Raw genomic sequence first — 11491 nt, 5'->3', positions numbered from 1 at the left:
GATGTCCCGGGCCGCCCGCGGAGCGCTCCCGCTGGGCGGCCCGGGCTCATACCTGACATGCTGCGGCAGTGCGCGCGCTCCCCGACGACCAGCCGTGGGTCTTCGACCTGGTCTCACCGGACGACGCCCGGCGGGCGGCCGCCCTGGCCCGGCACGAGGCGCTGCTGGCCGAGGCGCTGGTGTCCCGCCAGCGCGCCGACGACCTACGGGTGCGCCACGGCCGCAACCGGCCCGCCGAGAACACGGTCCGGCGCCGGCTCGACCTGACCCTCGACGGGCTGATCAGCGCGTTCTGCCGGGCCGAGGATCCGGCCGTGCGGGCGCACTACGCGCCGTACGCGGTGCTGTTCCTGCGCTGGGAGGAGCGTTTCCTGCCGGAGCTGAAGAAGTCGTGGATCTGCTCGCCGTGGACCACCAAGGACGCGGTGCTGCGCGACTTCACCCGCGGCGGGGTGCCGGCCGAGCAGGAGCCCGAGCTCGTGGAGCTCATCGTGGCGGCGCTGCGGCGGCCGTACCGGTGCAAGGACTGGCGGTACGCCGGCCTGCTGCGCCATGTCACGCCGCCGGCCGGGTGGCTGGCGGAGCTGGACGACGACCGGGCCGGCTTCGCGCGGCACGTGCTCGCGCACCCCGAGCTGACGATCACCCGCTACAGCTACGACCGCTGGCGGGCCGCCCGGGGCTGACGCGTCAGCCGGCGCGGTGGCGGCCGGGACGGTCGCCGAGGTACGTGGTGTCCGGGTCGGCCTCGGCCGGCAGGGCCATGTTCGTCGGGGCCTCGGCCGCGCGCTCGTCCCAGGCCGACACCCGCGACGGCCGGGGCAGCACCGAGCTCACGTCCATCAGCGGCACGTACACCCGGGCGTCCACGGCCTCGGCCAGCAGCAGGGCGGCGACCAGGGCGGTCGGCCGCTCGGCCGGGTCGCGGTGCAGGCAGCGCGAGCAGAGGTCGAGCACCTCCGGGGCCATGCCCTCGATGACCGGCAGCGGGTCGGGGTCGCGGTGACGCTGGGCCTCGACCAGCTCGGTGTGGCTGGCGGCCTGCCAGGGCAGCCGGCCCGACAGGCAGTGGTAGAGCAGCACGCCGAGGGAGTACATGTCCGAGGCCGGGGTCGCGGGCAGTCCCTCGAAGCGTTCCGGGGCGACGTAGGCCGGCGTGCCCATGACCGGGCCGTCCGGGTCGGGGTCATGGCTGCCGACGGCGGCCGCGATGCCGAAGTCGAGGACCTTGGCCCCGGCCGGGGTCAGCATGATGTTGGCCGGCTTGATGTCGCGGTGCACGACGTGCTCGGCGTGGGCGGCGGCCAGGGCGGCCGCGACCTCGGCGCAGACGCGTACGGCGATGCGCCAGTCGAAGAGCCCGGCGCCGAGGTGCTCACTGAGCGTCTGCCCGTCCACCAGCTCCATGACGATGTACGGCACCTCGCGGCCCGGCGACAGCGACGTGCCGAAGTCGTGCACGCCGGCGACGTTGGGATGGGCCAGCCGGGCGGCCGAACGCGCCTCGGTGCGGACCAGCTCGACGCCGTTGACCTCGCCCAGCGTGCCCTCGACCGCGGGCGCCATGATCTTGACCGCGACCGGCCGGTCGAGCACCTGGTCGTGCCCACGCCACACTTCGGACATACCGCCGATGCCGATGCGCTGCTGGAGCTGATACCGCCCGCCCAGCGTCCGCATTGCCGCCCCCTGTTCCGTCACCGCGAGTTCGCCCCCCTCGTGGTTGCAGGCGACGTACCCCCGGCCCCGGCAGGGCAAACTCTCCCCGCGAGCATCAGCCGTTCGAGTCGAGGCGGAACACGCCCTGCTCACCCGGCACGACGACGATGTGGTCGTCGACGTCTTCGCCCGTACCGATGCGCAGCGAGACGCCGGCCGCGACCCGCTTGGTCAGCAGCTTGCGCACGCCGTCGCGGCGCAGCGCGGCCAGGCCGGGCCGGCCGGCCCGGCGCATCCGCGCGGCCTGCTCGCGCACGGCGGCCTCGATGGCCGGGAAGTCCATGTGGACGGCGCGGTTCTCGGCCGAGCCGAGGTACTCGAACGGTCTCGAGTCGGCCAGCGTCCGCATCGGCACGCCGATGAGCTTGAGGTTGCGGTATGCGCCCTTGTCGAGCATCGACACCGCGTGCCGTACGCCGTGGCGCCGGCCCATGACCAGGAAGGTGCGGTAGATCATCGTGCTGACCAGCAGCGCCGACCGGCGGCCGCGGTACTGCGGGAGGACCGCGAGGGTGGCGCAGTCCCACACCTTCTCGCCGGTCATGCCGTGCGCGGCCAGGATGGTGGCGACGTCCGCGCCGATGTGCGGCGGGGCGTCGTCGACGGTCTTGACCCCGGCGCCGTGGCTCTCGATCATCCGGGCCACGCCGGCCGGCACGCCCCGCTTACGGTCGATGACCACGAAGAACAGGCTGCGCGCCTCGTACGGGCCGTACTCGGCGGCCATCACCGTGGCGTCGTTGCCGAAGGTCTCCTCGAAGACCTGGCGTTCCAAGGCCCGGCCGACCGCGGCCAGGTCGCTGTCCGGCCCGACGACCGCCGTCACGAACCGGCCGCCCGTGGCGTGCGCGGCCAGGAACTCCGCGGTGATGCGCCGCACCGCGGCGGGGTCGAGGTCGTAGCGGGCCGTGGTCGTCGGGCTCATGCTCAGAACTCCTTGGCGACGAGCTCGGTGGTCCGGAAGTACGCCTTGGTGAAGTCGATGACCACCTGCGGGTCGAAGGCCTTGCAGGTGTAGATGTCGACGCTGAAGAACGAGATCGGGCGCTCCCACGAGTAGAAGTGCGCGCCGGAGGTCTCCCAGTGGATCCAGCCCGCCCAGCCGTACAGGTCGCTGACGTGGGTGACCGGCTCGATGATCGTGATCATGTCGGTCACGTCCGAGAGCTTCTTCAAGTAGTCCTTGATGTGCTCGTCGGTGATCACGAACGTCGGGTACCCCTCGACGACCATGCGCTGGCGGGTGATGGTCGGGGCGAGGTCCTTGAAATCCAGCATGTCTGCGGTGCCTTCCGGGTGCAAGGGGATCGGGAGCGGGGCGGCGACGGTGCGGGTCACCACGAGGGAGCCGTGCTGGGCCGCGGCCGCACCGGCGGCTTGGGAGCACGGTCCTTCACCGACTGTGACCGCATGTCATCACTCTTGGTGGTGCCCTGGGTCGCGGGGAGCGGCATGTCGGTTCCTTCGGGGTGGCAGTTGCGCAGCGTGTGGGGCTTTTGGGGGAGAAGCCTGACTCGCTCGCTTCTGTTACCAAATCTACCGCAGGACTACGCAGGGTCAACTGACTACTGGGCTGCGCTGCCGCTGACCGGGCGGCCATCCTCGCCTGCCCGAACGTGCGGGGTCACGGCACAGGGACCTCAACAGGTCTATCTCGCCGCACACGATTCGCCCAGCAGCACGGAGACGGTCGTTATCCGGATGGACGCCTGGAAAGCCGGGCAGCGCCGCCCTGACCAGGAGAGACAGATCGTTACGCCCGATGTCCGAATAGTCGCAGTGGTACGGATCACTCGCAATGTCATCACTCTGCGTGCTTTCCAGGGTGCAGCTCGGTTATATCTGACGCTGTCCACCGCTGACGTCACGCGATGTAGTCGTCAGCGGGTCAGCATGACGCACCGTCCGGCGGATGTCCGCTGGTCAGACTGGCGGCGCCTGGCCATACTCGCCGGGTGCGCACTCCCGAGCGGTCGGCACCCTGCAGTGACTGCGGAGCAAGGGGTGGGGGCTACGGCGACCTGGAACCGGGCACGGCGCTCGCTCTGCTGAACGGTCCCGACCTGCTGCCGGACCCCGAACACCCCGCACCGCTGCGCGCGGTGCTGGCCGCCGGGGGCCGCAAACACCGCCACGATCGGAACCCGTGGGACCGGGTCCAGCCGGGCTGAGCAGAGACAGACATGGCGGAGCGCGTCCTCGTGGGACGGGCTCCGCCATGGACGGTCTCTCGGTACTGATCCGCCGGTGATGGTGGCGGGCCCCGGAGACCGGGCGTTATGGGACCGACGCTAGGCCAGGTCGATCATGAGTGGCGAGCCGGGCCCGGTGTTCGTGACCCGCCTCTCACACTCTCAGTAGGCGAGCTCGGTGCGCAGGTCGTGGGCGCCGTCCCGGCGGGTCGCCTCGTAGTAAATGCGCTGGCGGCCGTCGGGCATCGTCACCAGGCTCAGGTAGCGCAGGCCGTTGGGGGCGTACGGGCTGCCCACCGGCTCGCCGTCCTCCGCGGTCAGCTCGCCGAAGCTGCCGTCGGGCAGGCGCACACCGCGGGCCGTGCCGGTGCGCTCCTCCCAGTTCTCCCCCGCGGTGGCCCGGCCGTCGTACGCCGCCACGATGCTGTCGCCGTCGACGGACACCGACGAGACACGCACGCCGCGCGCGTCCCACTGGCCCGCGCGACCGGCCAGCGCCGTGCCGCGCCAGGTCCAGTGCACGCCGTCGGGGCTGGTCGCATATTCCGTGGTCATCCGGTCGGCGTCGTCCCACGACTCGAGCGGGTGCACCGACGCCCAGAGGTGCCAGCCGTGCTCGTCGTGGTGCAGCACCGGGTCCTTGACGCCGACTGTCTCGTCGCCGGCCAGGACCGTGCGCGGGGTGGCCGTGGCCAGCCCTTCCGGGGTGTCGGCCTCGAGCAGGTCGACCCGCCAGTGCTTGGTGCCGGGGGTGGCGGCACTGACGTAGAGCCGCCACCGGCCCTGCGGGGTGCGGACCAGCGCCGGGCGTTCCAGCGACTCGGCGCCGAAGGCGTCCTTGCCCACCTCGGCCACGACCGTGAAGTGCAGGCCGTCGGCCGAGCGGGCGACCACGTTGGAGATGCCCCGGCCCTCACCGATCGGCAGGCGCAACCTGTACGCCAGGTAGACCTCACCGTCCGCGACGATCGAGGACGGCGCGCCCGCCCACGCTCCCGGCTCGTCACCGGGCGGCTCGACCACCACCGTGGCGTCTTCCCAGCGAGGCAACGGGAGGGCTTGAGTTCCGATGGACAAGGCGGCTCCGTTTCGTGGCGTCAGCGACACAGCGAAGAGTATCGGGTCAAGTTTGCATCATCTATGGGGAAGATAGGGATTCCCCGGCAGGTTACCGGGTGCGGGCGTGTCGGTCCACGGAGAGCCAGTCGTCGTAGCTCTCCCCCGTCACGTCCTGCAGCAACGCTATGTCGTCAACGAACAAGGGCAGCAGCGCGGCACGCTCCTGCGGGGTGGTCACCGGCCGGGCGCCCTGCTTGCGGTGCAGGACGGTCAGGATCGGGCCGCGGGCGGCCAGGCGCAGCGGTACGGGGAACCGGTGGCCGAACTGCCCGCCGGCCCGTAGCAGAGCGCGCAGCACCCGGTTGACGCCGTTGTCCTCGACGACGTGGCGGTTCACGTTCTCCCGGGGGATCTCGCGCAGCACGCCGGCCGGCACGCCGAGGAAGTCGCAGACCCGGTCCAGCGTGGCGGCGGGCGCGTCCTTGAGCTCGCGGTAGCGCAGCAGTAGCACCTGCTCACGCGGGAACACCTTGTAGAGGTGCTGCACCTGGCGGCCGTAGAGCCCGAGGCTGACGTAGTGCCAGAAGTCGGCCCAGCCGTCCGCCTTGCGCTGCTCCTCCGCCCGGCAGGCGGTGAGGAAGTCGGCCTCCGGCTCCAGGCCCGCGTTCCACAGGTGCGTCCAGTTGGAGTGCGCCCGGTCCACCGGGTCACGCAGCAGCAGGATGATCTTGGCGTCCGGGATCAGGGCCTGGATGCGGTCGTGGGCGTCCAGGTCGTACAGGTAGAAGGGGGTGGCCTCGCCCCGCAGCGTGCCCGGCGGCGCGGGCGCGAACAGCGCCTCGTAGTCGGCGCGGCGCCACACGTGCTCCTGGTAGGTCTGCACGTCGCCCGGCCCGCCGAGCCTGGGCGGCGGACCGTCGGAGAGGAAGAACTTCGGCTCCTTGACCTTGGACAGGTAGAGCTGAGGATGCCGGACCAGCGCGGCGTGCAGGGCGGTGGTGCCCGCTTTGGGGACGCCGGCGATCAGGAAGTCCGGGAGCGGCATAGGGGCTACCTCCTCGTACGGTGCGGCGGCGCCACCCGGCGAGGTGCGCGGCGCCCCGCGAAAGTAGAAGTTAGCCTACAGAAACGGTAGGTTTTCGCGACCCGGTGTCCACACCGTGAGCAGGGTAGGTACCCGCCCGGCGCGCGACCACTCCCTTCCGGCGCTTCCGGATCCCGGTCAAGCCCGCCGGCGCCACCAGCGACGACGGCGGTAGCGCGGGCACACCTCGGGGCCGCAGAACGTGCATTCGGTGCCGGCGCGATGGTGCTCGTGGGCCGATCGCTGATGGCCGCAGACACACAGCGCGTCGGTCGCCGTCACCGGATCACCCACGGTGTCGACGACCGCGCGGTACGGCGCGGAGCCGGCGCTGATATCACGGTGACAACTTATCCATCGACACCCCACCGCGCCGCCCGGACCGAAATCTAACCCGTTCGCACCCAAGAGATCACGCATCGTGACATGACGGAGAGTGATTCGGATCACTCGGTGTTATCCGACATTTAGACTATGTCCTACTCACGACCAGGAATCCCGCGGCTGGCCGGAAACGGCGCCGGAATGCCCCTCTCCGACCTCCGGCACCCTGGTGTCCGTTACTGAATGTGACGGCTGGGGCTTGCGGCTGATCTTGTTGCCCATGTGAATAACCCCAGGTCATTCGATTGGTCAGGGTTCACCGCACGGGCATCGGCACCCTGGCCCTTTGGTTAGTTGACGCTACGTAGCGTGTTGCTAGATTTGGCGGCAGAAGCGAGCGACCTGCGTATCCCTCCCCGGAAACCGCCGAATACGTCGCAACTGCCGCCCCCGAAGGGACCGACATGCAGCTTTCCACGACCTCGGGAAACACGCCGAGTAACGGGCAGCCGTCACCGACCGTAAGCGTCGTGATTCCGACCTTGAACGAAGAGCGGAACCTGCCGCACGTGTTCGCCAAACTGCCCGACGGCATCGACGAGGTGATCGTGGTCGACGGCGGATCACGGGACCGCACGGTCGCCGTGGCCCGCGAGCTGCGCCCGGACGTGGTGATCGTGCAGCAGACCCGTACCGGTAAGGGCAACGCCCTGGCCTGCGGCTTCGCCGCCTGCACGGGCGACATCATCGTGATGATCGACGCCGACGGTTCGACCGACCCGGGCGAGATCCCGAGCTTCGTCGCCGAGCTGGTGGCCGGCGCCGACTTCGTCAAGGGCTCCCGGTTCGACAAGGGCGGACACAGCCACGACATCACCAAGCTGCGCAAGCTCGGCAACGACGGCCTCAACCTGGTGGTGAACGTCCTGTTCGGGACCCGGTTCACCGACCTCTGCTACGGCTACAACGCCTTCTGGCGCCGGGTCGTGCCGACCCTGGCCCTGCCCGACCCGGCCCTGCCGCGGCCCACCGACGGCAGCAAGCTGTGGGGTGACGGGTTCGAGATCGAAACCATGATCAACATCCGGGCCGCCGCCGACGGGATGACGGTCGGCGAGGTCGGCAGCGTCGAGCACGCCCGCATCCACGGCCAGAGCAACCTGAACACCTTCCGGGACGGCTTCCGGGTGCTGCGCACCATCTTCAGCGAGTACGGCCGGATGCGCCGCCAGCGCCGCACCGGCAGCCAGGGCACCGGCGTCATCCTGCACCAGCACCCGACCGCGACGCCGGCCAACACCGCGCCGGTGCACGCGCTGAACAAGGTCGTCAACCGCCCGCCGGTCGCCGGCGTCACCCCGGCCGGCGACCCCCGCCAGCACGTCGCGCACCTCAACCGGGGCCTGCGGCGCGAGGACGTCGGCACCCGTCGCACCGACGACATCAAGGCGCTGCAGTCGCGCGCCACCCGCGAGGACTGAGCTCTCCCGCCCCCAGTCCCCGTCCCCCCACCTGTCCCGAGGAGCACTAGCGTGGAACCCACCCCCCGCCCCGCTGTCAGCATCGTCATCCCGACCCACACCGAGCAGCGCTGGAACGCCCTGGTGCGCACCGTCGCCTCGGCCCGGTCACAGACGTACGCCCCGGCCGAGATCGTCGTCGTGGTCGACCACAACCCGGCGCTGTTCCGCCGGGCCCGGCGCGACCTGGCCGGCGTGACCGTCCTGGAGAACCTGTACGCCCAGGGCGTGTCGGGCAACCGCAACACCGGGGCGTTCCACACCAGCACCTCGCTGATCGCGTTCCTCGACGACGACACGGTGGCCGGCCCACAATGGCTGGAACTCCTGGTCGAGCCGCTGGCGGCGGACCCCTCGGTGGTCGGCGCGGGCGGCGGCATCGACCCGGCCTGGGAAGGCCCGAAGCCGAACTGGATGCCGGAGGAGTTCCTCTGGGCGGTCGGCGGCTCCTACGCGGGGATGCCGACGACCACCGCGCCGGTGCGCAACGTGTGGTCGGCCAGCATGATCGTGCGCCGCGACACGTTCCTGTCGGTCGGCGGCTTCCGGACCGGCTTCGGCAAGCTCGGCAGCCAGAACCGGCCCGAGGACACCGAGCTGTGCCTGCGGATGAGCGCCCTGGCCGGCGGCCGCTGGATGTACGTGCCCGCCGCGGTGATCCGCCACGAGGTGCCCGCGAGCAGCTCGACCTTCGGCTTCTTCCTGCGCCGCTGCTACGCCGAGGGACGCGGCAAGGTCGCCATGGCCGGCCTGCTGGACGGCTCGGAGAGCCTCGGCTCGGAACGCGACTACCTGCGCTCACTACCGCGGGCGGTGATCCGCAATCTCGTCGCGGCCACCCGCGGCCGGGGCGCCCACCACGCGCTCAAGGCCGGCGGGGTGCTGGCCGGCGTCGCCGCGGCCGGGGTCGGCGGGGTCGTCGAGACCGTCGCCGCCCGCCGTACGGTCACGGCCGGAGCGGCCCGATGACCGCCGGGGTGAACGGGGCCGGCGTGAACGGCAAGGTGTGGGTGCCGGCGCAGCGCACCGACGAGATGATCACCGCGCCCGCGTTCGAGCCCAGCGGCGAGGTGCTGCCCGCCACGGTGCTCGACCTGGAACTGTCCGACCCGCTGCCGGCGGTCGCCGGGGTGGGCCCGGACGGCCGGCGTGTGCTCCAGGCGTGGGTACTGGTCCGGCTGTTCACCGAACCGCTGGGGACTGTGCTCACCGACGTACCGGAGCAGGGTCTGCGGCCCGCCGAGCTGGCGGCCGCGATCGGTGCCGAGCTCGGCACCGCCCTGGCGCCCCGGCTCGCCGAGCTGGGGCTGTCCGCACTGCCGATCGACGGCATCACGCCGGCGACCGAGCCGGTGTTCCTGGCCCGCCGCCGCGCGGTGCTGGCCGACGCCCCGCCGATCACCGTGGTGGTCTGCACCCGGGAACGGCCCGGCGCCCTGGCCCGGTGCCTGGACAGCCTGCTCGCGCAGGCCTACCCCGACTTCAAGATCCTGGTCGTGGACAACGCGCCGGTCACCGACGCGACCGCCGAGGTCGTCCGCTCGGCGGCCCGCCGCGGCCCGGTCACCTACCTGAAGGAGCCGCGCGCCGGGCTGTCCTTCGCCCGCAACGCCGCGGTGGCGGCCGCGCCGGGCGAGATCATGGCCTGGATCGACGACGACGAGTACGCCGACGTCAACTGGCTCGCCGAGGTCGCCCGTGCTCTGGTCGAACACCCCGAGGCCGACGTGGTCTCCGGCGTGATCGTCCCGGCCGAGCTGGAGACCCAGGCGCAACTGTGGTTCGAGCAGTTCGGTGGCCACAGCAAGGGCCGCGGTTTCCAGCCCGACGTGTTCAGCCCGGCGACCGCGCACATCCAGAGCCCGCTGTACCCGCTGCCGCCGTTCGGCACCGGCGCGAACATGACGTTCCGGGCCGGCGTCATCGAACGCATCGGCGGCTGGGACACCGCCCTGGGCGCGGGCACCCCGGCGATGGGCTCCGAGGACACCCTGGCGTTCACCCAGGTGCTGATCAGCGGCGGCACGATCGTCTACCAGCCCACGGCGGTCACCCACCACTACCACCGGCGCGACCTCGAAGGACTGCACAAGCAGATGGTCGGGTACGGCGCCGGGCTGACCGCCGCGTACACCAGCCTGCTGCTCAAGCGGCCCGGCCTGCTCTGGCCGCTGCTGAAGCTGGCCCCGGGTGCCCTGCGCGACCTGACCAGCAAGGACAGCCTGCGGGTGTCGACGCTGCGGGAGGACTTCCCGCGGGAACTGCTGACGGCGAACCGCAAGGGCATGCTGGCGGGGCCGCGCGCCTACCTGAAGGGCCGCCGGGCGGCCCGGGCCAAGGCCCGGAGCGGCCGCTGATCGTGGCGACTCAGCCGTTCACCGGAAACTTCCCCCGGCACCGGGCATTCTCGGTCAGGAGGAAGCAGATGTGGCGATCGGTCGGAAATGCGTACGCCACCCCGGCTCGACCGACCGGGGTGGCAGCCGCATGCTGAGCGCGCCCCCGACCCCGGAGCCCGGCGAACCGGACAAAGGGCCGGTGCTGCGCCCGGCAGCCCCGATGACGTCCATCCAGCAGTACGAGTCCCCCGACGCCACGGAGGCCCAGCACATGGCGGACCAGCGCGCGGCCGACCAGCGCGCGCCCGAACCGACCCGGACGCAGGATCGGCCGCACCACGACCAGCCGCACCCGGACCAGCCCTTCTCGGACCAGCCTCTTTCGGACCAGGCAGCTCACGGCCAGAACCGGCCTGTGCCGAATCGGCCCGTGCCTGATCGGCCGGGGCAGAGCCGGCCCGGTCAGGAAGGCGGCGCGGCGCGGCCGGCACGTGGGACGGCCCGGGTACGCCCGGCGGCGCCGTCCGGTGCCGACGCGTCGGGGCCGGCGGTGGCCGACATCCAGACCACGTCGGGGGTGCCGAAGGTCGTGATCCCCGCGGCGGTGGCCGCTCCGGCTCCGGTCGCCCCCGCCACGGACGACGACGCGTCCGGCATCGACGAGCCGCGGCCTGAGGGCGTGGACGAGCCGGAAGCTTCGGACGCGACCCGCGCGCAGGCGCCCTCGGACGACGTCGCCGGGACGCCCGGCGGCGTTGTCGACGACGCTTCCGCCGGAGCCGAGACCGTGTCAGCGGCTGAGGCCACGACGGGGACCGGCCCAACCGCCACGAGCGACGTCGAGACCACGCCCGCCGCCACCGGCGACGCCCAAGCGGAACCCGCCACCACAGCCGACGCCGAACCCGGGTCCGCCACCACCGGCGACGCCCCAGCGGAACCCACCGCCACGGTCGACGCCGCGCCCGAGCCCGTAGCCACGGCCGACACGTCACCGGAACCCACGGTCACAGCCGACGCCGCGCCCGAGCCCGTAGCCATGGGCGACACGTCACCGGAACCCACGGTCACAGCCGACGCCGCGCCCGAGCCCGTAGCCACGGCCGACACGTCACCGGAACCCACGGTCACAGCCGACGCCGCGCCCGAGCCCCTAGCCACGGGCGACACGTCACCGGAACCCACGGTCACAGCCGACGCCGAACCGGAACCCGCAACCACAGCCCGCGCGGAACCGGCGCCCGCAGCCAGCGC

The 11491-nt window shown here is 71.9% G+C and carries 11 protein-coding genes; 5 read left to right on the top strand and 6 right to left on the bottom strand.

The window, feature by feature from the left end; all coding sequences use genetic code 11:
- Positions 1-68: 68 nt before the first annotated feature.
- Entirely contained in the window at positions 69-686 is a 618-nt protein-coding gene (locus tag ACZ6S4_RS29660; RefSeq protein ID WP_465478062.1) for a hypothetical protein, read from the top strand.
- Between the two features lie 4 nt (positions 687-690).
- Here ACZ6S4_RS29660 and ACZ6S4_RS29655 read toward each other — a convergent pair whose 3' ends face one another.
- The 3 genes from ACZ6S4_RS29655 to ACZ6S4_RS29645 form a co-directional block, all read right to left on the bottom strand.
- Positions 691-1680: a serine/threonine-protein kinase gene (locus tag ACZ6S4_RS29655; RefSeq protein ID WP_465478061.1), complete on the bottom strand. Its 990-nt coding sequence runs from the start codon at positions 1678-1680 to the stop codon at positions 691-693.
- 94 nt (positions 1681-1774) lie between these two features.
- Entirely contained in the window at positions 1775-2644 is an 870-nt protein-coding gene (locus ACZ6S4_RS29650) for a hypothetical protein (RefSeq protein ID WP_465478060.1), read from the bottom strand.
- Between the two features lie 2 nt (positions 2645-2646).
- Entirely contained in the window at positions 2647-2997 is a 351-nt protein-coding gene (locus ACZ6S4_RS29645; RefSeq protein WP_465478059.1) for an S-adenosylmethionine decarboxylase, read from the bottom strand.
- 677 nt (positions 2998-3674) lie between these two features.
- Between ACZ6S4_RS29645 and ACZ6S4_RS29640 the strand changes: the two genes are divergently transcribed.
- On the top strand, positions 3675-3890 hold the full coding sequence (locus ACZ6S4_RS29640; protein WP_465478058.1) for a hypothetical protein: 216 nt from the start codon (positions 3675-3677) through the stop codon (positions 3888-3890).
- Positions 3891-4073: 183 nt separating this feature from the next.
- On the opposite strand, the gene ACZ6S4_RS29635 is transcribed toward ACZ6S4_RS29640, so the two are convergent.
- Both ACZ6S4_RS29635 and ACZ6S4_RS29630 read right to left on the bottom strand, forming a co-directional pair.
- Positions 4074-4961 (bottom strand): hypothetical protein, encoded by an 888-nt coding sequence (locus tag ACZ6S4_RS29635; RefSeq protein WP_465478057.1) that lies wholly within the window; start codon positions 4959-4961, stop codon positions 4074-4076.
- A gap of 118 nt (positions 4962-5079) precedes the next feature.
- Positions 5080-6015, bottom strand: a complete 936-nt coding sequence (locus ACZ6S4_RS29630; RefSeq protein WP_465478056.1) for a sulfotransferase domain-containing protein — start codon at positions 6013-6015, stop codon at positions 5080-5082.
- 827 nt (positions 6016-6842) lie between these two features.
- Here ACZ6S4_RS29630 and ACZ6S4_RS29625 point away from each other — a divergent pair.
- From ACZ6S4_RS29625 to ACZ6S4_RS29615, 3 genes are read left to right on the top strand one after another with little or no spacing between them, the layout of a single operon-like run.
- Entirely contained in the window at positions 6843-7859 is a 1017-nt protein-coding gene (locus tag ACZ6S4_RS29625) for a glycosyltransferase family 2 protein (RefSeq protein ID WP_465478055.1), read from the top strand.
- Positions 7860-7910: 51 nt separating this feature from the next.
- Entirely contained in the window at positions 7911-8867 is a 957-nt protein-coding gene (locus tag ACZ6S4_RS29620; RefSeq protein ID WP_465478054.1) for a glycosyltransferase family 2 protein, read from the top strand.
- Positions 8864-10255, top strand: a complete 1392-nt coding sequence (locus ACZ6S4_RS29615; protein ID WP_465478053.1) for a glycosyltransferase family 2 protein — start codon at positions 8864-8866, stop codon at positions 10253-10255. The genes ACZ6S4_RS29620 and ACZ6S4_RS29615 overlap by 4 nt, the downstream gene beginning before the upstream one ends.
- A 444-nt stretch (positions 10256-10699) precedes the next feature.
- On the opposite strand, the gene ACZ6S4_RS29610 is transcribed toward ACZ6S4_RS29615, so the two are convergent.
- The gene (locus ACZ6S4_RS29610; protein ID WP_465478052.1) at positions 10700-11278 is read right to left on the bottom strand and encodes a hypothetical protein; all 579 of its coding nucleotides are present in this window, start codon (positions 11276-11278) and stop codon (positions 10700-10702) included.
- Positions 11279-11491 lie beyond the last annotated feature (213 nt).

This window comes from Actinoplanes sp. NPDC051405 (assembly GCF_055586185.1).
Note: the sequence above shows the minus strand (reverse complement) of the source record. Positions and strands in the feature narration are given on the sequence as shown.